The sequence below is a fragment of the Paenarthrobacter sp. TAF1 genome (genome assembly GCF_052113825.1).
Lineage (GTDB): Bacteria > Actinomycetota > Actinomycetes > Actinomycetales > Micrococcaceae > Arthrobacter > Arthrobacter nicotinovorans.
Genome location: NZ_JBFRDO010000004.1, coordinates 250,282 through 273,666 on the forward strand (window position 1 = coordinate 250,282; position 23,385 = coordinate 273,666).

Genomic DNA, 23,385 nt, shown 5'->3' on the forward strand with positions numbered 1-23,385 from the left:
ACACCGCAGCGGAAACGCTGCTTAGCCCAGTATGGAGTCGGGGCATTCGGGAGGCAATGGCTCTTAGAGGGCTACCCGCTGAAGTGAGCGCGCGGCGTCGATGGTTGCCTGCCCCAGGACCCTGCTGCCTTGGTAGAGAACCACGGTCTGGCCGGGAGCCACGCCACGCAGGGGGTCGGTCAGGGTGACGACGAGCTGTGCCCGTTCCACGCCGGACCCGTCCTCGACGGCTTCCACGTGCGCGACTGCGGGGACGGGATCGCCGTGGGCACGGACCTGGGCGTGGCATTCGAAGCTGGCGCCGGTGGCGACCTCCGGGATGGGCAGGCCGGCCCAGGAGACCTTGATGCCGCGGATCTCGTCGATCGCCAGCAGGGCTTCGGGGCCCACGACTACCTTGTTTTCCTTGGGACGGATCTCGAGGACGAACCTGGGCTTGCCGTCAGCAGCCGGAGTGCCCAGCTTCAGCCCGCGGCGCTGCCCGACGGTGAAGGCGTTGGCGCCAGGGTGCTCGCCGACCTTGGCCCCGGTTTCATCAACGATGTCACCGGTGGTCATCTCGATCTTTTCGGCCAACCAGCCCCGGGTGTCGCCGTCGGAGATAAAGCAGATGTCGTGGCTGTCCGGCTTGTTGGCCACGGACAGGCCGCGCCGCTCAGCCTCGGCACGAACTTCTGCCTTGGAGGGCGTGTCCGCCAGCGGAAACATGGAGTGCTTCAGCTGCTCATGGGTCAGGACGCCCAGGACATAGCTCTGGTCCTTGGCCCAGTCGGCAGCACGGTGGAGTTCACGGTTGCCGTCAGCGTCTTCGATCACCTTGGCGTAGTGGCCGGTGCAAACAGCGTCGAAACCAAGGGCGATCGCCTTCTCCAGCAATGCCGCGAACTTGATGCGCTCGTTGCAGCGCATGCACGGGTTCGGCGTCCGTCCGGCGGCGTATTCGTCGATGAAGTCCTGGACGACATCTTCCTTGAAGCGCTCGGAGAAATCCCACACATAATAGGGAATTCCCAGGACGTCGCAGGCCCGCCACGCGTCACGGGAATCCTCAATGGTGCAGCAGCCCCGGCTGCCGGTGCGAAGGGTCCCCGGCATGCGGGACAACGCGAGGTGGACCCCCACGACGTCGTGCCCTGCCTCAACGGCTCGGGCGGCGGCCACGGCGGAGTCCACTCCGCCGCTCATTGCTGCAAGTACTCGCATGCTGGCTTTCTGGATCAAGGGATGTGGCGGCCTGTCCGGCTTTTGACGGCCGTGGACGCCCATCCATTCTAGCGTGCGATACCACGCCAGAGCTAAATCCTTGTGATTGACCCACCCTCGGATTCCGATCCTTCGGCTCTTTCGGCCAGCGTCGCCAGGTTCCGTCGCTGCGAAGGGGCAGCGCCGCCGTCGTCCTCGTAGATGGTGGCGTCAGCGAGATCGCGCCCTGCGATGTACCCGAAAGTCAGGGCCGGTCCGAGATTAATGCCTCCTGCGGGGTAATGGCCGCCCATGACTGAGGCCTGGTCATTACCCGCGACATAAAGGCCGCCGATGGGTTGGCCATGGGTGTCAAGGACGCGTGCCCGGGAATCTGCTGCGAGGCCGGCAAAGGTACCGAACGAACCGGGGACAATCCGGACAGCATAGAACGGACCCTTCTCCAAAGCACGCAGCGAAGGATTGGGCTTGTTTCCGGGATCGCCGCCATAGCGGTTGAATTCACTGCTGCCACGTTGGAAATCGGGATCAATGCCCTTGCGGGCGTTGTCATTGAATGCCGCGACGGTCTCTGCCAGTCCTTGCGGATCGATGCCGCATGCCGCAGCCAGCTCCTCGAGTGTGTTGCCTTTCTTCAGGTAACCGGAGCGCAGGTAGGGAAAGAGCGGCACGGGAAGGGGCTTGGCCATCCCCAACGGGAACCTTCGCACGAACGCTGCATCAGCGATCTGCCACGCTTCGACCGGTTCACCTTCAGGAGTGGTGTTGAACATGCCCTGGACGTAGTCGTAGTAGCCCTGGGCCTCGTTGACGAATCGTTTGCCGTCCCGTCGGACGCCGATGCTGCCCGGTTTTGCCCGGTCCATGATGTGCGGGAACGTTCCGGTGCGTCCATTAAGGTATGGGACCAGGGAGACAGGACACCAGGCGGCCGGCGACTCAACGTCGGTCTCAAACCGGGCACCCACTGCCTGTGCCATGGAAATGCCGTCGCCGGTGGTTTCTTTTGGCGCCAGTGTCCAGTGCTCCCGGCCCGTGGGCGTCTTCGGGAACAATGTCTTGCGGCGGGCGACGTCATTGGGGAAGCCTCCGGCCGCCAGGACGACGCCACGGGAGGCGTTGATCTGCAGTTCCCCTTGGGGAGAATCGACGACGGCGCCCGCCACCTTTCCCGAGGCGTCCGTCACCAGCCGTTTGGCCGGCGTGGAGACGCGGATCTCCACACCAAGGTCATCAGCGGACTTCAGCAGCCTGCCTGTGAGCGCGGTTCCGTTGACCAACTGCATGTTCCGCCGGTGTGTAACGAGATCGAGCAGATGGAAGGCAACCCGCCAGCCGGCGTGGAAGATGCCTTTGACGTTGCCTCGGGAGGCGGAGAGGAATTTGCGCAGATCCGGACCCGCCATGATGCCCATTCCAAGGAATGAGGTTTCGTAGAGCTGGTGGCGCATCATCGCGCGGAGCCCGGGCCTGATGTTGCGTGCGTTGAACGGCTTGGGCCCGACGGAACGGTGCCCGGTGCCCGCTCCTGGCGTGTCGCCGTAGATGTCTTTGATCTCGGTACCGGGTACGAACTGCAGGCTTGTCTTGTCCTGGAAGAACCCCACCATGTGCGGCACGGCTTCCAGGAAAGCCTCCACCCTGTCCTCTTGGTAGTGGTTTCCGAGCCGGTGGCGCAGGTAGGTGCGGAACTGTTCGCGGTCCTCCACCACGCCATCTGATTTTGCCAAGGGATTGCCGGGGGTCCAGGCCCAACCGCCGGACCAGGAGGTAGCGCCGCCACAGACGTCGGCCTTTTCAACAACCACCACCTTCAGCCCGTGATAGGCGGCGGTCACAGCTGCGGACAGGCCACCCGCGCCGGAGCCGATGACCAGGACGTCGCAGTCCACGGCGGGCAGGGCAGGGGAAGAATCCAGGGGTGTATTCATGTTCAGTGCTTTCTCAGTGGAAGTAGGTGTCAGAGTCCAGGCGGGGCGCCGCGCCGGTTTCGAGTGCGTCGATCGCAGCGATGTGCTGCTGGTTCAGGCGGAAATTGAAGACATCCAGGTTTTGCTGTTGGCGTTGGCTGTCTGCCGATTTGGGTACCGCTACCCGGCCGTGCTGGACGTGCCAGCGCAGCACGATCTGGGCTGGAGTCTTGCCCAGTTCCTTCGCGGGACGGTCGACTGCCGGGTGGCTAAGGAATCCGCCGCTTCGTCCCAGCGGACTGTAGGCCGCAGTGACTATCCCGTGTCCGCGGTGGTAGGCCAGCTGATCGGGTTGGCCGTGCTCGGGGTCGACTTGCACTTGGTTCAACGGAACTGCCAGGCCTGCCCCTTGGACAGCCTTCAGGTGCGACGGTTTGAAGTTGGAAACACCCCAGGCCCTGATGGAACCGTCGTCGAGGAGGTTTTGCAGTTCTTCGCAGGCGTCGACGTATCGACCTTGGGCCGGGTTGGGCCAGTGAACCAGGAACAGGTCCAGGTAGTCGGTCCCGAGTTGCTGCACCGAATTGCCGAACGCCTCCCGCACCCCGCTCCGGCTATGCCACCGGGTGTTGAACTTGGTGGTGAGGAACAGCTCCGACCGGGCGATGCCGCTGCGACGGATGCCCTCCCCTACAGCCGACTCGTTGGCATAGTTTTCTGCGGTGTCGATGTGCCGGTAGCCGTTGCTGATGGCCTGGGACACTGCCGCGGCGGCGTCCTCGCCCCTGAGCGGCCAGGTTCCCAGGCCGATCAGGGGTACGCGGACGCCATTGGCGATTTCCGTCGTCGTGGTCTCTGTGCCCTTGCAGGTCATTTTGCACCTGCCGTATCGGGAGAGCCGCTTGGCTGAAGGCTGCAGCCCCGGGCCAGCACGGCGTCAACCCCTGCCCTCAGCAGGCGTGCCCAGCCGGCATCGCCGAGTTCGGCGACCCGCCGGCCCGAAGGTACCTCCACACTGACCGGAAGAATCGCCGGTATTACTGCAACCGCGGCCGCGAGGTCGAACTCGCCCTCGCCGGGTATGCCCCTCTCCGAGCGGGATTCGGTGACCAGTCCATCCCGGGTCCCGGGTCGGGCAAGCGGCCCATCGCACAACTGCAGGAGCGGCACGAGGTCGGCGTTGGCGCGCAACGCGTCCCACTGCCTGGCTGCGCCCGGACCGTTGTATCGGTTGAAGTGCAAGGTGTCCACCACGATCCGGCAACCAGCCTGCCGTGCGATGTCTGCGGCCTGGGCGATCGAGGCTACGGGCTGGTAGGAGATCGCCTCCAGCGTGGGGGTGATCCCGAATCCGCGGCCGTCCTCTGTCATCCGGGCAAGTGTTCCGACCAGTCGGGCGGTGTCCGGATCGGCACCGGCAACGGTGATGGAGCTCGCCTCCAGGGCCTGGCCCGCTTCCATCATGCGCAGCCACTTGTCACGTTGGTCGGTGCCGTCGAGCAGAAGGAATTCGATGTCCCGCACGGTCACGCCCGTGTCTTTCATCCGTGACAACGTTTCGCGCAACATCCGCGACCCCGGCTGAAGGTCGTAGGGGCTTTCAGTCGGTGTCACGGGGCGGACCCGGAGTCCAACGAAATCGAAACCCGCCACGGCGGCAACATCCACCAAGGCAGGAGGCGGGGTGTGAAGCAGGGACAACTGGGCCAGGCCGATCGGCCTGTGCACGTTTCGGGTCATCGCTTTGTTCCGTTCAGTGTCAGTTCGTTGGTGGCGGCAGCGTCTGCAGCGAGCAGGAAGGCGATCCGCTGGGCCGCGTCGTAGCCGCTCTTGACGGCGTTGGAGGCAATGGCCGGTGTCTGGTCCACGACGGTTCCGGCCAATGTCACAGGCACTCCGGCGACGCGGCTCAACCCTGCGTCCCGGATGTTTCGGGGAATAGTGCCGTCCAAGGGAGCGACGGACCGTGACACCAGGAGCGGTCCGGGCGCGTCGAGCCATTCGCCTCCGGCAGGGAGGTCCGGGCCGCTGATCCGGACACGGCCCCCGTCGAACTCCTCGATGACGACGCCGAGGCGGATCCGCACCCGGGGGTTGGCTTCAAGCCGGGGCACTGCCAGGATTTTGGCGCGGCGCCCCGACTCGGGCGCGATAGCCTGCTGAGGGCCGATCAACAGGACGGCAGTCCCCCGGTCTGCCAGTGTGTCCGCCACACTCATGGCCACCGAGTCGGCACCCCAGATCGTCAGGGCTTCGGGTACGTCGCTTACGTCCTCGGTGCCGCCCTCGAACACTTCCAGGTGGGCGGCGAGCCAGTCGCGCACGTCAAGGACGTTGGACATGTCTCCGCCATTGAAGCCCGCCCCGGGTCGGAGCCCGCCGGTGGCCAGTACGACGGCGTCTGCCGCGGTGTCGCGGACCACTCCGCCAAGGTGCGCAGTGTCCACGCGCGAACGCAGGCGGACCTCGATGCCGAGCCGGGCGTTCTCCTCCGCTGACCATTCAGCGAAACGGTGGAAGTCCGGGGTGGATTTCATCCTTTCCGCGAGGGCAAACCGGCCACCCGGGCGGACGCCGTCGTCGAACAAGGTCACCTTCGCTCCTGCTTCGGCGAGTTCGTGCGCGGCAGTGAGACCTGCGGGTCCGGCGCCCACAACCACCACGCGGGACCCCTCTCGGACAGAGGGCGTCGGTACGGGAACACGGGAGCGACCCACCGCCGGGTTGACTGTGCAGGTCACCTGGCCGAGGCCCAGGTTGTCGATGCACACGTTGCAGGCGATGCAGGGCCGGTAACGCTCATCGCGCAGGACGCCGCCTACGAACCCCGGGTCGGCATGGATCGCCCGGGCAAGGCTGACGAAGTCGCAGCTGCCGTCCCGGAGTACCTCTTCGATAATGGCCGGCGAGTTCAAGCGGCCGGCCATGCCCAAAGGAAGACCAAACTGCCGGTACGCCTTGGCATAGCCTGCCAGGATTCCCGGCTTCCACTCCCCGGACTGCACGATCCATTCACCGGCCTCATAGCTCCCGGCGGAGATGTCCAGAAAGTCCAGATGCTCCAAGTGGGCCTTGGCGAGGATGGCCACCTGCTGTTCGGCGGTGATGCCGTCTGCAGGTCCCTCCACGACGGAGACGCGCATGCCCACCACAGTGTCCGGGACGGCTTCCCGCACGGCGTCGATGACGAGGTTCATGAACCGCTCCGGAGCCGCGAACTCGTCCGTGCGGTGGTTGGACAGAGGGGACATGAACTGGTGGATCAGGTAGCCGTGGGCGCCGTGGATGTTGATCACGTCGAAGCCTGCGGCCACCGCCCGGCGTGCGGCCTGCGCATAGGCTTCCACCAGCTCATGGCACTCCCCGGCTGTGAGTTCACGGGGAACCTCGCCACCTGCAACTTCGCACGCTACCGCTGAAGGAGCAAGGTTCTTATGCCCCGAGACCGCAGCCTGCGCGGTTCGCCCACCGTGGTTGAGTTCGACGGCGGCGAGCGCACCTTCGGCGTGCAATGCGTCAGTGAGCCTCCGCAGGTCCGGGATCATGGCGTCGCTGTGCAGTCCGAGCTGGTGGGTTCGGCCCTTTCCGTCCGCGCGAACGTATGTCGCTTCGGTAGTCACCATGCCGAGTCCGGCCCTTGCCCGGGTCACGAGGTAATCGATGTACTGATCGGTGATCCGCCCGTCAGTGGTGCCGTAGTTGCGTTCCATGGGAGCGGAGGCCAGGCGGTTCCGGAGGGTTTTCGGGGTGCGGCCGTTGCGGCCAAGTGCCAGGGGGCGGGCTGAATAGCGTTTTGTTTGTTCCATGGGTGTTCCTTAGCCTGCAAGCTCTGCGGGTGCTCGTGTGCCTGCAGGGGCGTGGTCGAAGCGGACGGGGGCTCCCGTGCGCGATGATTCGTAGACCGCCAGCAGTATCCTCAGTGCTTTCGTCGCATCCCGGCCGGTGATCGCCGGGTCGTCGCCGTTCCGGAGTGCCCGGACAAAGTCGCGGACCTGGGTGGTGTGGTGTGGGATCAGCTGGCCGTTGATCGTAGCCAGGCTGACGTTCGGGTCAACCCCGCTCGGGAAGACGGGTTCGGAGGAGATCGTCCCGGCCGCGGCCCACAGGTCCACCCGTCCGTCGCTGCCTTCCGGGAATTCAGCCAGGGAAGCCGAAGCTCCGGTTTCTCCTGTGATCCGGATCTGCACGCCCAGGCTCGGGGACACCGCCGTCGAAGCTTCCAGGGTGGCGATGGCCCCGGAAGCGAACGTGATGACCGCAGTCGCGGAATCTTCCACTTCGATGTGGCCGCTGTGTTTGAAGGTGTTGATCTTGCCGTAGACCTCGGCCACTTCTCCCATGAACCACTGCATGAGGTCGATGTAGTGGATGGCCTGGGTCATCAGCACCCCGCCACCGTCGCCGGCCCAGGTCCCGCGCCAGGCGTCCCGGGAGTAGTACTCAGGCTCACGGTGAAGCATCACAGAACAACGGCCCATGATGGGCCGGCCAAGGGTGCCGTCGTCGATCGCTGCGCGGATGCGTTGCGCGGCCGGCCAGAAGCGTCGTTGGAAGAGGACTCCGAGCTTGACGCCGGCGTCGTCGCAGGCTTTGACCATGCGTTCCGCTGAGGCCAGGTCCGTGGATATGGGCTTCTCGCAGAGCACGTGGACTCCCGCGGCAGCGGCCTGGAGCACCACTTCCTCGTGGGTGGGGTGCGGCGTGCACACCGAGATAACGTCCACCCCGAGACCGAGGAGCTCCGGAACACTGTTCACTGCGGCTGGGATTCCCCGGGCTTCGGCAGTGTCCCGGGCGCGCTGGAGGTCCACGTCGCAGACGCCGACTATGACGGCGTCTGCAAGGGCGTTGAAGGCTTCCAAGTGGTTGCGTGAGATTGCGCCGCATCCTGCGATTCCGATGCGCAGGGGTTCGGCGGTAAGAGGTGATGGTGTGGTCATCAGCGGGGCTAACTTTCTGGTACTGGCCGGAGTTCGTGGTGCGCTCCAGCCGGAGGCGTGCGACGGGGTCAGTAGGGCTGGGTCAGTAGCTTGCCCGGCCGCCGGACAGATCGAAGACGAATCCGGTGGTGTAGGACGCCGCGGGCGACACGGCGAATTCGATGAGGGCAGCCGCTTCGGCAGGAGTTCCGAACCTGCCCATGGGGATCTTGGCAGCCTGCGCCGCCTGCTGTTCTGCCGGCACTTCGGCGAACAGCGGGGTCACCACATTGCCCGGAGCGAGCGCATTGACGGTGATGCCGGACAGGGCAAACTCCTTGGACAGTGACTTAACCAGGCCCAGGATCCCCGCCTTGCTGGCGGAGTACGCCGGCATGTTGACAACGCCTTCCTTGCCCGCCGTCGAGGAGATATGGAGCAACCGGCCGTATCCTGCCTTGGCCATACCGGGCAACACGGCCTTGGAGACAATGAAAGCGCCCGTCAGGTTGATCCGCACGATGCGTTCGAAGTCCTCGACGGATGTTGCGGCTGCCGGGGCAACGGGGCCGAGGATCCCGGCGCAGTTGACCACGGCATCGAGGCCTCCCATGCCCAGCACCGCCGCGGAGACCGCGGCCGCAACCGATGCCGGGTCTGTGACGTCCACGGCGACATCCCCTGCAGGTGACAAGGTGCTTGCAGGTGACGAGGTCCTTGCTCCGGCAGGCCAGGTGGGCGATGGCAGATCCGCACCCATGACTGTGGCGCCGGAAGACCTGAGGCGTTCAGCCGTCGCCAGCCCGATTCCGCTGGCGGCCCCGATGACCAGGCAGCGGGACTCGGCGATAGTGGTTGGCGCACGGTAACCCATGACTAACTGACCTCCCGTCGAAACGTGGCCAGCATGCTCTCGGCGTCGGCGGGAATGCCGGTGAAGAGCTCGAAGGCTGCGGCAGCCTGGCCCACCACCATGCGGCCGCCGTCCAGGACTTTGCAGCCCTTGGCACGGGCTGCCTTGATCAGTTCGGTTTCGAGCGGCCTGTAGATTACGTCGGCTACCCACAGCCGGGAGTGGATCACATCGGGGTCGATGGGCAGTCCAGGGTGGCCCGTCATGCCGATCGGCGTTGAGTTCACCAAACCGGTGGCTGTCCTGATGCTTCCGGCGACGGCATCCGTTCCGTCCACCGATAGCCGGCTGTCCGGAAAGTGCGGGGACAACCGAAGGGCAAGGGCTTCGGCCCTGCCCGGCTCAATGTCCGCGATCACCAAGTGCCTGGTTCCGTTGCGGAGCAGACCGAAGGCCACCGCTGCCCCGGCTCCCCCAGCCCCGAGAAGCACTACGGAATCGGTGGCAGCCGTTGGGAGGCCGGCGTGGAGACCCGCGATGAAACCGGTGTGATCTGTGTTGTGCCCGACGGCCTTGCCTTGGTGAAAGGTGATGGTGTTGACGGCCCCGAGGATCCGGGCTTCCGCGGAGAGTTCGTCCAGGCCGTCCTGCACCAGCTGTTTGCTCGGATGGGTGACATTCAGGCCGTCGAATCCCAGATCGGCTGCCTGCCTGACGAGCGCTGCGGAGTTTTCCGCGGCTTGTCCTATGACGTCCAGATCGATGACGCGGTAGGTGTAGTTCAGGCCCAACCGGTCGGCTTCCGTCTCGTGCAGGCCCGGAGTGAGGGACCCGGCAATCCCTGAGCCAAGCAAACCCACCAGGAACCGATGGTTGCCATCGCCGTCGTGCCGGAATCCACGGGGGTCCGCCAGTGTTCGCTGGTTCATGCCCGTGACTTATCGGCAATTGCGGCAGGGGTTGTCTTCTTCAGTCCCAGCATGGCCGTGGGCGTCTTGAACGTCTCCGGTGCCAGCAGCGCGGCGACGGCCGAAATGGCGCAGGCCACGGCGGCGAATGTTGCGACGGGAACCCAGTTGGCTTTGTCGCCACCGATCAGCAATTCGGAGATGACGGGTGCGAATCCTGCCAGGAGCAGTCCGAACATCAGGCTGATGGCCATGCCGGAGTAGCGGACCTTGACCGGGAACTGCTCCGGGAAGTATGCGGGGTAGATGGAGTTGGACCAGGTGTACGCAACGCCGATCAGGAGGATCCCCGTGACGAAGATCAGCGGAAGGTTTGCTGCGGACAATGCCATGAAGAACAGGAAGATCATGCCGATCTGCAGCACCAGGCCCGAGACGAAAACTGGTTTGCGGCCGATCCGGTCCGAGAGGATGCCGGCCAATGGGCCCATGGCCACAGCGGCAAGGTTGGCGACGGCAATGACTGTCAGCATCAGGCCCTTGTCAACGCCGACAACGGAGGTGGCGTAGGACAGGGCAAAGACGTTGATGATGGTGTTGATGATGGTGAACAACGACATCGCGGTGACGCGGGTGACTGTGATCCAGTGGTGCCGGAACAGCGTGACGAGCGGAACCTTGACGACTTCGTCCTGGGCTTTGGCTTCCTCGAAAACGGGAGGCTCTTCCAGCAGCCGCCTGAGTACGAAGGCAATGACCGTAACGACAGCGCTGGCGAGGAACGGGACGCGCCAGCCCCACGCAAGCAACTGGTCTTCCGGCATCGACGCGACGGGGATGAACACCAGGGTGGAGAGGACGATGCCGAACATGATTCCGCTCATGGTCCAGCTGGTGTAGAAAGCCCGCTTGTTTTCGGGTGCGTGCTCAAGGGTGAGGGAGCTTGAGCCCGGTGATTCACCGCCGGCGGACAAGCCCTGGATGAGACGGAGGGCCACAACCAGGATCGGCGCAGCCATTCCAATGTCGTTGTACGTGGGCAGGCAGCCGATGAGGAACGTTGAAGCGCCCATGAGCAGGAGCGTGAGCAGCAGGATCCTTTTGCGGCCGAATTTGTCACCCAGGTGGCCGCAGATCACCGCACCCAGCGGGCGGGCGATGTAGGCAACCCCAACGGTGGCGAAAGACAGCAGCATCGCCGAGGGGCCGGGTGCAAAGAACAGCTTGCCGAAGATCAGGGCTGCCGCAGAGCCGAAAATGAAGAAATCGTAGTACTCAAGTGCGCTGCCAACGAACCCTGAAACTGCTGCGATTTTCGCGTTGTTCTTGGTTTGTGCTGGCGCCGATGTCGACACTGACATGGTGTTCCCTTCTGGTAACGGGACCGTTGGCAGCGTCGGCGGGCCGGCTGCGGAACGGTTTGCCGCGCTTGGTGCGGCTTCTCCATCCAGTGTGGGGGCGATCACTTAGTGTGTCCACGACTAAATTGATCTATAACTATGCTGAAAAACAACTAAATGGCGTGCGGTGGCCTTGGGATCTCCGGGAATATCTCTTCGATGATTGCGAGCACGGCCGCAAGCACGGAGGAATCGTTTTCCTCCGACCAAGCGATGGAGTGATTCATGAAGTGCCGTGGCGGGTCCAAGGCAATGTAGGTGGCGCCGGAGGGGATGATCCCGGATATCCCGTTACTCATGAGTGTCACCCCCACTCCTGCGGCCACGAACGTCAGCACCATGTAGGGATCCGAGAGCTCCTGGACGATACGAGGGCGGAAGCCGGCCGCCATGCAGGATGCGAGCATCACTTCGGTCATGGAGGACGAACCATCCAGTGGCGGAGAGATGAAGTCATCGGACGCCAGTGCCTGCAAAGGGATGGATTCCTCTTGCGCCAGCGGATGATCCAATGGCACTACCGCGCCGACTTCCTCGCTTGCAACCAGCCGCGTCACAACCCCGGGGACGGGAGCGTCAGGAAGGCCGACAAAGGCCAGGTCCAACGTGCCGTTTGCCACGCTGGCCAATCCGTCCGTGGTGCGGACACTGCTGGTGAGGTCCATCGTGATGTCCGGATGGCGCCTCCTCACGGCACGGGTCAGTGGCGGGAGGGTCAGATGGTTGACCGCTCCGGAGAATCCGATCCTGATGTTGCCCCTGACGCCTTCAATTTCGGCCTGCGCCGCTTCCCGGGCCAGACGCATTTCCTGAAGTACCCGGTATGCGCGCGGCAGGAGGGCATACCCGGCAGATGTCAAGGCAACGCTGCGGGTGTTGCGTTCAAAAAGGCGGGACCCCAGGTCCGCCTCGAGCTTCCGGATCGTCTGGCTCAGCGGTGACTGTGAAGTATGCAGGCGCTGCGCGGCACGGCCGAAATGGAGTTCTTCGGCGACGGCGACAAACGCTTCCAACCAGCGGATCTCTGTCATGACTTCAGAATGTACCCTCTGCACGGTCCAACAGGGTGCAGGCTTCGAGCACATACAAGCCGGCTCGCCAACGACCCGGACATTCCCCTCGACGAATTCCTGCCTGGATGGACCGACGGTAGTGGCGGCTTAGGCCACACCCCGCCGGGCGACAGTCGCCGCTGTCTGGATGGAGGACTCATGACCTGCCATCCCTGCTTGCCGCGCCCTGGAGCAAGCTTCCGGAAGTGCTTTCAGAAGGGCTTCAACATCAGCTTCAGTGGACGTGTGTCCAAGCGTGAAGCGCTGGGCACCACGGGCGGTGTCCTCGTCCAGTCCCATCGCGAGCAGGACGTGCGAGGGCCGCGGCACTCCGGCCGTGCACGCCGAACCCGTTGAGGACTCAACGCCTGCCAGGTCAAGCAGGAACAGCAGTGAATCGCCTTCGCAGCCAGGGAAGGTGAAGTGGGCGTTGCCGGGAAGCCGGCGCTCACCCGTGGCGCCACGGAGCACGGCGTCTGGAACAGCTTCAAGGACTCCCCGGATGAGATGGTCACGCAACGCCGCCAGTCGATCCCGCTCCTCCGGCAGCTTTGCGGTGACGGCTTCTGCTGCAGCGGCGAAAGCGGCGACCGCGGGGGTGTCCAAAGTGCCCGAGCGTACGTCCCGCTCCTGCCCTCCCCCGTGCTGGACAGGAGTCAGCTTCACCGCCCTGCCAAGGAACAGTGCACCAACACCGACTGGGCCGCCCAGCTTATGTCCCGACACGGACATGGCAGACAGTCCCGAGGCCCGGAAATCGACGGGAACCGATCCGAAAGCCTGCACCGCATCCGAGTGGACCGGAATGCCGTGCGGCTTGGCAAGCTCCACGATGTCGGCGACCGGCTGGATGGTGCCAACCTCATTGTTGGCCCACATGACCGTTACCAGGGCAACCGATTCGGGATCCCGGCTGATCTCCTTTTGGACGACGTCAAGCCGGACCGCGCCTTCGCTGTCCACAGGAAGCCACGTAACGTCCGCCCCTTCGTGGCGCTCAAGCCATTCGACGGTGTCCATGACCGCATGATGCTCGACGGCGGAACAGAGTATCCGGGTCCGGCGGCGGTTTTCGTCGCGGCGGGCCCAGTAAAGTCCCTTGACGGCCAGGTTGTCGGCTTCTGTCCCACCCGAAGTGAAGATGACTTCCGAAGGATGGGCCCCCGCCGCGGCGGCGAGCGTTTCGCGGGCGTCCTCGACGGCGCGCCGCGCCCTGCGGCCGGCACCGTGGAGGGAGGACGGGTTTCCCGTCTTCGCCAACTCGCGTGTCATGACGGCGAGCGCTTCCGCCGAAAGCGGCGTGGTGGCGGCATGGTCAAGGTATACAGGCACCTTGCCATTCTACCGATGCCGCGCCCTGGCGCTCAGTGTCGTCCCACTACGACGGCGGAACCACCGCCAGCTTCGTCTCGACCTCGGCCCGGGCCTTGGCCAGGGAAGCGTCATCCGGACAGGCCAGCGAGATATACACCGAAGATGCGGGAGCGCTGAAAAGCCTGGCCAGCACCACCACTGGACTGCCGCCTGAGGCTGCGGAGGACTCCAACGCCAGGAACTCCACGCTGCGAACCGGTTTATCGGAGTCCTGACCCCACCGCAATGTGGCAGGCTTCAGTTTCTCCACGTCAATTCCCGCATCAAGGTAATGAAAGAGTCCCTTGGTGGAGGCAACATCGTCACCTGCCACAACCAAGGGGCCCTGGTTGACGCTGACACGTGCTGCGAGCGTGCACCCGTCTGTTTTCTTGAACCGGGCCTCGCCCTGGAGGCCTGAGTGCACCACGGACCAGCCCGGCACCTCCTCCAGCTTGCTCGACACCGTCACTGGATCACCGGGAGCCAAAGTGCCCCCCGCCGCCAACGGCAAGTCCTTCGCGGCCACGGCCTCTGCATCATGCCCTGGCGTGATGGTTGGAGTGGCGAGAGTGGATTGCGACGGCGCCGGTTTCGGCGCTGAAGGGTCGGGTACGTTCACGCTGCAGGAAGCGAGCAAGACGCCCACGGTTCCCAGGGCAACTGACCCCGCCAGCCGCCGTCGAACGCTAAACGCCACCTGATGCTCCCGCCTCTATGCCCTGCCGCCTGACTGCGCCCTGCCGCGTCCGAGTCTAGCCGCCCGCAAGGAATCCTCCGCTTGGGCAAGGCAATCTAGGCAAGGACGTGCAGCGCAAGCGGAAGGACATCGATGTCCACCGGCAACGCCGCAAGCCGTTCACCGTCCGCGTAGGCCACCACTCCCTCTGCCTCCAACCGGACCTCACGGACGCGGCGGATCATCACCTCGCGCCTGCCCGTGTGCTTGCCCGCAAAGACCTTCGGAAAAATGGAAAGGAATTTCAGCCGCGACAACGGCTCCACCACGAAGAGATCAAGCCAGCCATCATCCGGCAAGGCATCCGGGGTGATGCGCATGCCACCGCCGATGGATTGCCCGTTTGCCACGGAAATAAGCAACGCCCGCTGGTTCCAACTCACACCGTCAGCACAGACCCTGTATTCAATCCGGCGAAAAGACCCAAGCTCCCTCAGCATGGCCAGGTTGTAACGGCTTTTCCCCCGCGGCCAGCGCCAGGAGTTGGCGCGCTCGTTCACTGCGGCATCGAACCCGGCCGACAGCACCCCCGCGAAATAGGTGGTCTTCCCTCCTGCCCTGACCCTGCCGACGTCCATCCTCCGTCCGCCCTCCGCCATGGCGTCCAGGACCCGCCGGCATGCACCAGCGGGACTGTTCAACGGCAAAGCCAAAAGCCTGGCCACGTCATTGCCCGTTCCACTGGGAATGATCCCGAGCGGCACCTCCAGGCCTGCGAGCGCGTTGACGCCCAAGTGGGTCATTCCGTCACCACCTACCACTACCAGCGCCGCCACCTCCTCATCCGAGGACAGCGCCTGTCGCACCAGCGCGCCCAAGGGCTCATAGCCGTCGGCCTGAAGAACGACGACGGCCCAACCGGCGGCGCGAAAGTACTCTGCGGCCTCGTCCCCCGCCCCGCGGGACCTGCCAAAAGAAGCCGTCGGGTTTACGGCCAGCACAATCTTTCCCTGCGCCACGGAGGGCCGGGAACGTTCCGGAGGAGTCACAGCCCGAATTATGCCAGCCGGGGAACCACGCGCCCCCGTGCCGACGTTCACATAGTGGCTGGATAAACTTGCCAATACCGCCCCGATGGAGCGGCCGTCATCACTAGAGAAGGGCCCGTGCTTGGCCGAGGGCAGCAGTTCGCACTATCAGGTTCTCCGAGTAGCCGTCACCGCGACGGACAAAGAGATCAAAGTGGCCTACCGCAAGGCTGCCCGGAAAGCCCACCCCGATCACGGTGGAGAGGCAGAGATGTTCCGGCGCGTAACACTCGCGTACGAGACACTCATCGACCCCCGGCGCAGGGCCGAGTACGATCGCCGTTATGCCAGCGGTACCACCGAACGCGCCCAGGCCCGGCCCGGAGACTATTCGGGCACAGCGGCGCCAGGACCTTCGGCAAGCACCAACGTCAAGCGGCCTCCAACGCAGCGCAACACTGCCGGCGATCCACCGGTCTACGTTCCCGCCTTCGACGACCCCAACGAAGTCCCCCTTGTTTCGGCAGCCGAAGCGGCCCAACAAGTCCACGGCCTCCCCCGCAAACGCGGAATCTTCGGCGCCGAGGCCCGCATCCAACGGGAAATGCGCACCGTGCAGCTCATCAGCCGCCAGGTCCTCCCGGCCATCCCGGCCGCCCGGCTGATTAACGGCCTGCGCTCGCCGTCGGACAACAACCACATCGACCACGCTGTCCTGTCCGGCTACAGGCTGGCATTGGTTGGTTCCATGCTGCTGCCCAAGGGCGCATACGCCTGGGACGGACAGTCATTGCGCCATGGCGGCCGCTCGGTCGCTCCCCCGCAACTGGCCCACATTGTCCGCCACATGCAGGACATCTTCCCGGAGTTGAACGTCACCGGCTGGGTAGTCCTGCACAGCCCCGACGGCAACCTGCATGAGCCCGTCATTGATCATTACGGCAAGGGCCAGGGCAGCGCCGTCGAGATTGTCAACGGCGCAGGTCTTGTCCGTGGCCTGAAGCAATTCCTGGGTTCGGGACCCGCGCCCAACACGGTTGTGGTTCCCGTGTTGGCCAGGCTGCTTCGGGGTATGCACTAGCTCCTGGCGTGCCCTGGCTCCCGGCCTGTGTCAGGTGTCCAACACACGCCTGACTAAGATGGGACGGTGTTCCGCATCCTCTTCCACACTCCAGAAATCCCGGGCAATACCGGCAACGCCATTCGGCTCGCCGCCATTACGGGCGCCGAGCTTCACTTGGTGGAGCCCCTCGGTTTCGATTTTTCCGATGCCAAGCTTCGGCGGGCCGGCCTGGACTACCACGACCTCGCTGTCGTCACAGTCCACAAAGACATCGAGGCCGCCTGGGAAGCCCTGCAGCCCGAGAGGGTCTTCGCCTATACCTCCGACGGCGAGACGTCCTATACAGACATCGACTACCGCCCTGGTGATGTGCTGATGTTCGGACCCGAATCCGTGGGCCTGCCGGAATGGCTCAAACGGGACCCGCATGTCACTGCGCGGGTACGGCTCCCCATGAGGCCGTCGTTGCGCTCGCTCAACCTTGCCAATGCCGCCTCCATCGCCGTTTTCGAGGCATGGCGGCAGAACGGTTTTGCCGGCGCCAAGGTGTAGCCCATCCACGGCGGCCACAGCACCGAATACCTTACGCAGGGACAATCCTGTCAGGGACATTCATTGAGGGAGCCTCCGTGAGCGCGTTGCAGACCAGGGCCTTAACACAACACGGCCATATCGCCGCACCCGCAACGCGACCCCGCAGTGCTGCCGGATTCAGACGCGACAACATATGCTGGACTGTAATGGACACCCCCAACAACCCCGGCCCACCGGTCTTCGAAGCTACCAGCACTGCCACTGACCTCAACACGCAGTTGACCGGCCTGCTTGAGCTGGTGGCAGCAAGAGACCAGCAGGCATTCGCCGAGTTCTATGCACTGACCTCGCGGCGTGTTTTCGGCATGGCCAGGCGCGTGCTCATAGACCCGGACCTCAGTGAGGACGCCACCCAGGAGGTTTACATCCAGGTGTGGCAGGGTGCGGCCAATTTCGACCGCAGCGCGGGAACGCCACTTGCGTGGCTCATGACCATCGCCCATCGCCGGGCCATCGACCGTGTGCGGGCTGTCCAGGCAGCCACAGACCGCGAGGCCCGCTACGGCGCCGCGAGCCAGGACCTGGACCGGGACCTGGTGGCCGAGGAAGCAGACAGCAACCTCGAGGCCGAAGCCGTCAGCCGCTGCCTCGGCACCTTGACGGACACCCAGCGTGAATCCGTCCGTCTGGCCTACTATGGCGGGCTGACCTACCGGGAAGTGGCTGAACATCTCGGCGCGGCCGTGCCGACCATCAAATCGCGCATCCGCGACGGATTGCTGCGCCTGAAGACCTGCCTGGGGGTGGGCTGATATGACTGAGAACTCCGGTGGAGGCTTTATCCGCAGAATGTTTGCCAACGACATCGCTACAGATCTCGCTGAGGGCCGAGTGCTTGAACTCGCTGAGATCTACGCCCTGGACGCCGTCAGTGACGACGAACGGGCCATGATTGACGACTACGTCAAGGACGCTCCCGAGGGAGCCGAGTTCTTCCAGCGGGTCCGCGAGGCACGCGAAACCCTGGCGGTGAGCTTCACCGCCCAGGACGAGCCTCCCGCAGGCCTCTTCGGGAACATCATGGAACGGATAACCCAGGAGGCAACGGCCCCGGCAGCTGCGGAACCGGCGGCACCGGCCGCGGTGAGTCCCGCCGTCGACGACCTCGCAGCGGCGAGGGCCAAACGCGAAGAGCGGCAGCGGGCCGGCGGTGCACGCCGCTGGATCGTGGGAGTGGCGGCAGCCGCAGTGATCGGCCTCGGCGGAATCGGCGTGGGCGCTTATGTCTCGGCGCAGAACGATCCCGTCAACCAGGTCCTGCAGGCGCAGGATGTGCAGAAGCAGTCCGCCCCTGTTCCCGGCGGCGGTACTGCCACGATTTCCGCGTCATCGGCCAAGGATTCGTTCGTGGTCCTGATGGACGGGGTGGCCCCCGCTCCTGAAGGCAAGGTCTACCAGCTGTGGACGCTGCCCAAGGACGGCTCCGCGCCGGTTCCGCAGGGCACCATGGACGCCCAGACGCTCTCGAAGCCGGCGGTGGTGAAGGGCTTGTCTTCGGCGTCGTCCGTTGCCATCACCGTTGAACCGGCCGGCGGGTCGCAGGCTCCCACGAGCGCTCCGGTCCTGGTGGTCGCCCTCAGCGCCTGAGGCGCAAGGAGTTAATGCACGACGGCGGCCGTCCCACCTTGGGGACGGCCGCCGTCATTGTTTGCCGGCTGGTTCCTGGAGCTACAACACCAGCGACAGGAGCATCACGAAGCCGAACCCGACTACGGAAATGAGCGTCTCCATCACGGACCACGTTTTGAAGGTCTGGCCTACGGTGAGCCCGAAGAGCTCCTTGACCAGCCAGAACCCCGCATCATTGACGTGGGACAGGAACAGCGAACCCGCACCGATTGCCAACGCGAGCAACGCCGCATGGGTCGGACTCAGGCTGCTGGCCAGCGGCGCCACAATGCCCGCAGCTGTCACGGTTGCCACCGTGGCGGAGCCGGTTGCGAGGCGAAGCGCTACGGCAACGATGAAGCCCAGCACCAGGACGGACATGTTGGCGCCCTCGGCCCATTTCTTCACCGCGTCACCCACACCGGCGCCGATCAGCGTTTGCTTGAAACCGCCGCCTGCGCCAACGATCAAGAGGATCGCAGCAATCGGACCAAGGCTCTCACCCAGCTTGGCCGTGATCCTGCTGCCCGTGAATCCCACGGCATAGCCGAAGGTCACGATGGCCACCAGGACCGCGAGGGTCATGGCCACCAGCGGCTGGCCGACGAAGTCGAAGAAGATCCGGATGGCCGGTGCGGTGTCAGGATTTGGCCAGATGATGCCGCCCAGGGCCTTCAGCAGCATCAGGACGACCGGGAAGATGATGGTCAGCAGGGTGACCACGAACGAAGGCTGGCGCTTGACCTCGCTGAGGTCCGTCGTGTGCTGGGTATCAATACCGCCAGCCACAGCCGGCGCATCGACAGGAACCCAGCGTGCAGCCAGACGCGAAAACAGCGGGCCACAGATGATGACTGTGGGGATTGCCACCAGGATGCCCAGGCCGAGGGTAGTTCCGAGTTCAGCCTTCACAGCACTGATGGCGATCAACGGTCCCGGGTGCGGAGGCACAAGCCCATGCAGTACGGACAGGCCGGCCAGCGCCGGGATCGCGATCCTCATGAGTTTCATCTTGGATCGCTGCGTCACCAGCACAATCACGGGCAGCAGCAGGACGAGCCCGATCTCGAAGAACATCGGCAAGCCGATGATGACGGCCACCAGCGTGATCATCCAGACCAGCTTGTTGCCGCTTGCCTTGGCAAGCAGGGTGTCCACCACCCGGTTTGCCCCGCCGGAATCCGCGAGCAGCTTCCCCAGCATGGCACCGAGGGCGATCAGCAGCCCGACCTCCTTGAGGACACCTCCCACACCGTCCTCGAAGTTGGTGATGACCTTGCCCAGTTCAACACCGGACGCCAGGCCAACGAAGGCGGAACCCAGGACGAGGGCCAGGAACGGATGAAGCTTGAGCTTGGCGATCAACACCACGATCAGGGCAATGCCCAGCGCTGCCACCACAAGCAGTTGGGTGTCGTGCCCGGTCCATTCCTGCACCTGCGACGCCGTCTGGAGGGCAATCACTTAACGCCCGCTTCGGAGTCCCCGGTCAAAGGGTGCAGCCCCAGGCGTTCAATGACCTCGTCAGCTTCTTCGGCAGGAGAGGCCGAAACGCACAGCGAGATGTAGTTCTCGTCTTCCGTGGGTTCCTCCAGCGCGTCGAACTGCGATTCCAGGAGCGACGGCGGCATGAAGTGTCCATGCCGGGAGGCGAGACGGTCGGAAATCTTGTCCTTGCTTCCCTGCAGGAACACGAACACCACACCTTCGCCCCGGAGCACGTCACGGTACTTCTTTTTCAGGGCTGAGCACGTAATGATGGCCGGCACTCCGGCATCAGCACGCTCTCGGATCCACTCCGAGATGATGCCGAGCCAGGGCCAGCGGTCCTCGTCAGTGAGCGCCTGTCCCGAGTGCATCTTTGCTACATTCGCTTCAGGGTGCAGATCGTCGCCTTCGGCCAGATCCCATCCCAGTTTGCCGGCCAGTACGCCGGCCACGGTGGACTTCCCTGAGCCGGAGACTCCCATAATCACCAGCACGGGTTGTTGCGCAGTCTTCGCCATCAAAGTCTGCCTTCCTCGAATAAATATGATTTAACCGAGATCAAGCATATGACACGGGTTACACCACGGCAACGTCAGAAGCCGGCGATGGTACTGGATCCGTTGACCGACACCACGTGGAATGCCTCAGCGCTGGTTCCCGAAGGGAGGCCGCCCCGCTCTCCATTCGCCAGCATCATTCCCCGGACCACCCGCTCCATCCCGGCGACATCGGGGTGCTGGCTGGCGTGAACCCGAATGGCCTCGATCTTGGCCTCCACATGGGCAGATACGTCCACAAAATGGTTCTCCCTGGACTCCGGACTCGAGATGAACCACAGCCACGGAAGCTTGTAGGCCGCAAGGCCGGCCTCCGCCAGTTCGGGGTACGCGAACGGATTCTCGACGGCGGGATATACCGCCCGGGTCACCGCCTCCCCCGCGGCCAAATGGTCGGGGTGGCTCTTTTGAAGACGGTCCCAGTTGCGTTCCGGGTGCATGGTCAGCACAATGTCCGGGCGGATTTCGCGGATAAGCTTCACCACCTGCTTGATGACGCCGTGTGACGGTTCCAGATAGCCGTCGCGCTCGTGAAGATAGTGGATATCCGTTACACCCACCAGCGCGGCAGCCCGTTGCTGCTCCTCGGCCCGGAGCTCAATGATCCTGGCACGGTCCGCGGGATCAAAACCGCCAGCGTCGCCGTCGGTCATGATGCAATAGCTGACCTGGACGCCCGCGGCCGTCCACGCGGCGATGGTTCCTGCGGCACCGAAATCAATGTCATCAGGATGGGCAGTAAAACAAAGCACCCGCTCGACGCGCTCCGTGGAGGCATCGAACGGGCTCTTTGCTGACGTGGCGTCAGTGGGCAAAGGGATCAGCCTTTCCGCTTCTTGATTTCGGCCGTGGCCTGCGGGATGACCTTGAACAGGTCACCGATGATGCCGTAGTCGGCGATTTCGAACACCGGAGACTCGGCGTCCTTGTTGACGGCGACAATCACCTTGGACGTCTGCATGCCGGCCTTCTGCTGGATGGCTCCGGAGATCCCGGCGGAAATGTACAGCTGCGGCGAAACCGTGACACCGGTCTGGCCCACCTGGGCATCGTGGCCGATCCATCCGGCGTCCGTGGCGGCGCGGGAAGCGCCCACAGCGGCACCGAGGGCGTCCGCAAGCTCCTCCAACGGACCGAAGTCGCCGTCCACGCCGCGGCCACCGGCCACCACAATCCTGGCTTCGCTGAGATCCGGGCGGCCGCTGACCGGTTTCTCGGCCCGTGCCGAAATACGGGCCGCATTCGCAACGGCGTCGCCGGGGACGTCCAMCGTCGCCGTGGCGGGGGCAGCTGCAGCGCCGGCAGGTGCGGGTTCAACGTTGTTGGCCTTGACCGAAAGGACCGTCACTGATGTTGTGGCCTTCGCGGAGGTGTTGTACGAGCCGGCCAGGACCGACTTGTGCGCGGTGCCGTCAGGCTCAACTCCCACAACATCCGTGATGACTCCGGCGTTCAGCTTGATGCCAAGCCTGGCGGCGATCTCCTTGCCTTCAGGAGAGTTGTCGAGCAGGACAGCCGTGGCTCCGGACGCTGCGGCGGCGGCAGCCAGGTAGGCAGCCTTGGGACCCACGAGGTAGTTATCGAGGTCGTCCGTCGACGGCCGGTAGACCGTCGTGGCGCCGTAGGCACCCAAGGTGGCGGCGACGTCGTCGGACAACTCGCCGGTGAACGCGACGGCGGTTTCCCCCAGCGAGCGGGCGATGGTCAGGAGCTCCAGGCTGCTCTTCTTGAGAGCGGCTCCCGGGTTGTCAATGAATACAAGTGCATTTGCCATGGTTGGGGTCCCCTTTAGAGCAGCTTCTGGGCGGCAAGGAAGTCGACCAGCTTGATGCCAGCGTCGCCTTCGTCGGTGATGATGGTGCCGGCAGTGCGCGGCGGCCGTGCTTCGGCGGACTCAACCACGGTCCAGGACCCGGCGAGGCCAACCTGCGAGGCGTCCACACCGATGTCGGACAGCGCCAGGGAGGTGATCTTTTTCTTCTTGGCCGCCAGGATGCCCTTGAAGTTGGGATAGCGGGGCTCGTTGATCTGGTCAGTCACCGAAACAACGGCCGGAAGCGCAGCCTCAACCGTCTCCGAGTAGGGACCTGCGTCCCGGCGTGCCGTGACCCGACCGCCCGCGATCTCCAGGCTGGACGCGAAGGTCACCTGCGGGAGGGACAAACGCTCGGCCAGCTGGGCCGGGACCAGCGACGTCTCACCGTCGGTGGATGCCATGCCCGTCAGGACCAGGTCCACCGGACGTCCGTCGGCCGAGAGGTGCCGGATCGCAGCGGCAAGCGCCAGCGACGTGGCAGCAGCATCCGAGCCTGCCAAAGCGTCATCGCTGAGGTGGACTCCCGAATATGCGCCGATCTGCAGCGACTTCTTGACCGCGTTGACCGCACCCGACGGGCCCATGCTCAGGGCAATGACCTCGTTGCCCGCTTTCGGTCCGCCGCGTTCCTCGGCCAGCTGCAATGCTGCCTCGAGGGCATACTCGTCCAATTCGGACAGGATGCTCTCTTCACGGTCGGTTGTGTTGGCAGGTCCGGTGATATGCCGGTCGAACTGCGCGTCCGGGACGTGCTTGACCAGAACGACAATCTTCAATGTCTCTTCCACTGTCTTCGAAGCAGCCTTCCATGCTTGTGGACGGCCAACCGCAACAGCGTGGCCGTGAATTGCCCAGCGCGTGGGCTCGTCCTAGCTAAGCATATTGCCCGCAGAAAACCACTCCCAGCGTTAACCCCTGTTTCAGTCCTGCGGAACCACGCCGGGACGGCACGAC

22 protein-coding genes are annotated in these 23,385 nt (G+C 64.4%); 4 read left to right on the top strand and 18 right to left on the bottom strand.

Translation table 11 applies throughout. From position 1 onward, the window contains the following. Positions 1–63: 63 nt before the first annotated feature. From mnmA to AB4Y81_RS07430, 13 genes are all read right to left on the bottom strand, one after another. Positions 64–1,185 carry a tRNA 2-thiouridine(34) synthase MnmA gene (gene mnmA / locus AB4Y81_RS07370; RefSeq protein WP_229778574.1) on the bottom strand — a complete coding sequence of 374 codons (1,122 nt, stop codon included), beginning with the start codon at positions 1,183–1,185 and terminating at the stop codon, positions 64–66. Positions 1,186–1,295: 110 nt separating this feature from the next. Continuing rightward, positions 1,296–3,134 (bottom strand): FAD-dependent oxidoreductase, encoded by a 1,839-nt coding sequence (locus AB4Y81_RS07375; protein WP_441995602.1) that lies wholly within the window; start codon positions 3,132–3,134, stop codon positions 1,296–1,298. A gap of 13 nt (positions 3,135–3,147) precedes the next feature. After that, positions 3,148–3,987, bottom strand: a complete 840-nt coding sequence (locus AB4Y81_RS07380; protein ID WP_441995603.1) for an aldo/keto reductase — start codon at positions 3,985–3,987, stop codon at positions 3,148–3,150. Beyond that, positions 3,984–4,853 (bottom strand): sugar phosphate isomerase/epimerase family protein, encoded by an 870-nt coding sequence (locus AB4Y81_RS07385; RefSeq protein ID WP_441995604.1) that lies wholly within the window; start codon positions 4,851–4,853, stop codon positions 3,984–3,986. The genes AB4Y81_RS07380 and AB4Y81_RS07385 overlap by 4 nt, the downstream gene beginning before the upstream one ends. Continuing rightward, positions 4,850–6,919, bottom strand: a complete 2,070-nt coding sequence (locus tag AB4Y81_RS07390) for an FAD-dependent oxidoreductase (protein WP_189075186.1) — start codon at positions 6,917–6,919, stop codon at positions 4,850–4,852. Before AB4Y81_RS07390 ends, AB4Y81_RS07385 begins: the two co-directional genes overlap by 4 nt. Positions 6,920–6,928: 9 nt before the next feature. Further along, positions 6,929–8,053, bottom strand: coding sequence for a Gfo/Idh/MocA family protein (locus AB4Y81_RS07395; protein WP_441995605.1), 1,125 nt, complete (start codon positions 8,051–8,053; stop codon positions 6,929–6,931). 82 nt (positions 8,054–8,135) lie between these two features. Then, positions 8,136–8,906 carry an SDR family NAD(P)-dependent oxidoreductase gene (locus tag AB4Y81_RS07400; protein WP_441995606.1) on the bottom strand — a complete coding sequence of 257 codons (771 nt, stop codon included), beginning with the start codon at positions 8,904–8,906 and terminating at the stop codon, positions 8,136–8,138. Positions 8,907–8,908: 2 nt separating this feature from the next. After that, positions 8,909–9,814: a shikimate dehydrogenase gene (locus tag AB4Y81_RS07405; RefSeq protein WP_110503905.1), complete on the bottom strand. Its 906-nt coding sequence runs from the start codon at positions 9,812–9,814 to the stop codon at positions 8,909–8,911. After that, positions 9,811–11,154, bottom strand: a complete 1,344-nt coding sequence (locus AB4Y81_RS07410) for an MFS transporter (protein WP_052247236.1) — start codon at positions 11,152–11,154, stop codon at positions 9,811–9,813. The genes AB4Y81_RS07405 and AB4Y81_RS07410 overlap by 4 nt, the downstream gene beginning before the upstream one ends. 152 nt (positions 11,155–11,306) lie before the next feature. Then, on the bottom strand, positions 11,307–12,224 hold the full coding sequence (locus tag AB4Y81_RS07415) for a LysR family transcriptional regulator (RefSeq protein WP_441995607.1): 918 nt from the start codon (positions 12,222–12,224) through the stop codon (positions 11,307–11,309). A 129-nt stretch (positions 12,225–12,353) separates the two neighbouring features. Next, the gene (locus AB4Y81_RS07420) at positions 12,354–13,577 is read right to left on the bottom strand and encodes a cysteine desulfurase family protein (RefSeq protein ID WP_441995608.1); all 1,224 of its coding nucleotides are present in this window, start codon (positions 13,575–13,577) and stop codon (positions 12,354–12,356) included. A gap of 46 nt (positions 13,578–13,623) precedes the next feature. Beyond that, complete coding sequence (locus AB4Y81_RS07425; RefSeq protein ID WP_055971925.1) at positions 13,624–14,298, bottom strand: hypothetical protein; 675 nt, start codon at positions 14,296–14,298, stop codon at positions 13,624–13,626. Between the two features lie 95 nt (positions 14,299–14,393). Beyond that, on the bottom strand, positions 14,394–15,326 hold the full coding sequence (locus AB4Y81_RS07430) for a diacylglycerol/lipid kinase family protein (RefSeq protein ID WP_229778549.1): 933 nt from the start codon (positions 15,324–15,326) through the stop codon (positions 14,394–14,396). Between the two features lie 121 nt (positions 15,327–15,447). On the opposite strand from AB4Y81_RS07430, the gene AB4Y81_RS07435 reads away from it, so the two are divergent. The 4 genes from AB4Y81_RS07435 to AB4Y81_RS07450 all read left to right on the top strand — a co-directional run bounded on the left by AB4Y81_RS07435 (position 15,448) and on the right by AB4Y81_RS07450 (position 18,549). After that, positions 15,448–16,386, top strand: a complete 939-nt coding sequence (locus AB4Y81_RS07435) for a J domain-containing protein (RefSeq protein ID WP_039242159.1) — start codon at positions 15,448–15,450, stop codon at positions 16,384–16,386. Between the two features lie 66 nt (positions 16,387–16,452). Continuing rightward, positions 16,453–16,920: a tRNA (cytidine(34)-2'-O)-methyltransferase gene (locus AB4Y81_RS07440; protein WP_039242162.1), complete on the top strand. Its 468-nt coding sequence runs from the start codon at positions 16,453–16,455 to the stop codon at positions 16,918–16,920. Positions 16,921–16,997: 77 nt separating this feature from the next. After that, on the top strand, positions 16,998–17,714 hold the full coding sequence (sigK, locus tag AB4Y81_RS07445) for an ECF RNA polymerase sigma factor SigK (protein WP_144401306.1): 717 nt from the start codon (positions 16,998–17,000) through the stop codon (positions 17,712–17,714). 1 nt (position 17,715) lies between these two features. Further along, on the top strand, positions 17,716–18,549 hold the full coding sequence (locus tag AB4Y81_RS07450) for an anti-sigma factor (RefSeq protein WP_189075192.1): 834 nt from the start codon (positions 17,716–17,718) through the stop codon (positions 18,547–18,549). Between the two features lie 81 nt (positions 18,550–18,630). On the opposite strand, the gene AB4Y81_RS07455 is transcribed toward AB4Y81_RS07450, so the two are convergent. The 5 genes from AB4Y81_RS07455 to AB4Y81_RS07475 form a co-directional block, all read right to left on the bottom strand. Further along, entirely contained in the window at positions 18,631–20,034 is a 1,404-nt protein-coding gene (locus AB4Y81_RS07455; RefSeq protein WP_018776477.1) for a GntT/GntP/DsdX family permease, read from the bottom strand. Next, the gene (locus AB4Y81_RS07460; protein ID WP_064721671.1) at positions 20,031–20,576 is read right to left on the bottom strand and encodes a gluconokinase; all 546 of its coding nucleotides are present in this window, start codon (positions 20,574–20,576) and stop codon (positions 20,031–20,033) included. The genes AB4Y81_RS07455 and AB4Y81_RS07460 overlap by 4 nt, the downstream gene beginning before the upstream one ends. A gap of 74 nt (positions 20,577–20,650) precedes the next feature. Further along, positions 20,651–21,430 carry a PIG-L deacetylase family protein gene (locus AB4Y81_RS07465; RefSeq protein WP_018776479.1) on the bottom strand — a complete coding sequence of 260 codons (780 nt, stop codon included), beginning with the start codon at positions 21,428–21,430 and terminating at the stop codon, positions 20,651–20,653. A 5-nt stretch (positions 21,431–21,435) separates the two neighbouring features. Beyond that, a complete protein-coding gene (locus tag AB4Y81_RS07470; RefSeq protein ID WP_441995609.1) occupies positions 21,436–22,389 on the bottom strand; it encodes an electron transfer flavoprotein subunit alpha/FixB family protein in 954 nt (317 codons plus the stop codon). Positions 22,390–22,403: 14 nt separating this feature from the next. Continuing rightward, complete coding sequence (locus AB4Y81_RS07475) at positions 22,404–23,207, bottom strand: electron transfer flavoprotein subunit beta/FixA family protein (RefSeq protein WP_035733182.1); 804 nt, start codon at positions 23,205–23,207, stop codon at positions 22,404–22,406. Positions 23,208–23,385 lie beyond the last annotated feature (178 nt).

Coding starts and splice junctions, on each gene's coding strand:
- mnmA (WP_229778574.1), bottom strand. CDS start 1,185: ATGAGCGGCGGAGTGGACTCCGCCGTGGCCGCCGCCCGAGCCGTTGAG.
- AB4Y81_RS07380 (WP_441995603.1), bottom strand. CDS start 3,987: ATGACCTGCAAGGGCACAGAGACCACGACGACGGAAATCGCCAATGGC.
- AB4Y81_RS07385 (WP_441995604.1), bottom strand. CDS start 4,853: ATGACCCGAAACGTGCACAGGCCGATCGGCCTGGCCCAGTTGTCCCTG.
- AB4Y81_RS07390 (WP_189075186.1), bottom strand. CDS start 6,919: ATGGAACAAACAAAACGCTATTCAGCCCGCCCCCTGGCACTTGGCCGC.
- AB4Y81_RS07375 (WP_441995602.1), bottom strand. CDS start 3,134: ATGAATACACCCCTGGATTCTTCCCCTGCCCTGCCCGCCGTGGACTGC.
- AB4Y81_RS07460 (WP_064721671.1), bottom strand. CDS start 20,576: ATGGCGAAGACTGCGCAACAACCCGTGCTGGTGATTATGGGAGTCTCC.
- AB4Y81_RS07415 (WP_441995607.1), bottom strand. CDS start 12,224: ATGACAGAGATCCGCTGGTTGGAAGCGTTTGTCGCCGTCGCCGAAGAA.
- AB4Y81_RS07395 (WP_441995605.1), bottom strand. CDS start 8,053: ATGACCACACCATCACCTCTTACCGCCGAACCCCTGCGCATCGGAATC.
- AB4Y81_RS07400 (WP_441995606.1), bottom strand. CDS start 8,906: ATGGGTTACCGTGCGCCAACCACTATCGCCGAGTCCCGCTGCCTGGTC.
- AB4Y81_RS07405 (WP_110503905.1), bottom strand. CDS start 9,814: ATGAACCAGCGAACACTGGCGGACCCCCGTGGATTCCGGCACGACGGC.
- AB4Y81_RS07450 (WP_189075192.1), top strand. CDS start 17,716: ATGACTGAGAACTCCGGTGGAGGCTTTATCCGCAGAATGTTTGCCAAC.
- AB4Y81_RS07410 (WP_052247236.1), bottom strand. CDS start 11,154: ATGTCAGTGTCGACATCGGCGCCAGCACAAACCAAGAACAACGCGAAA.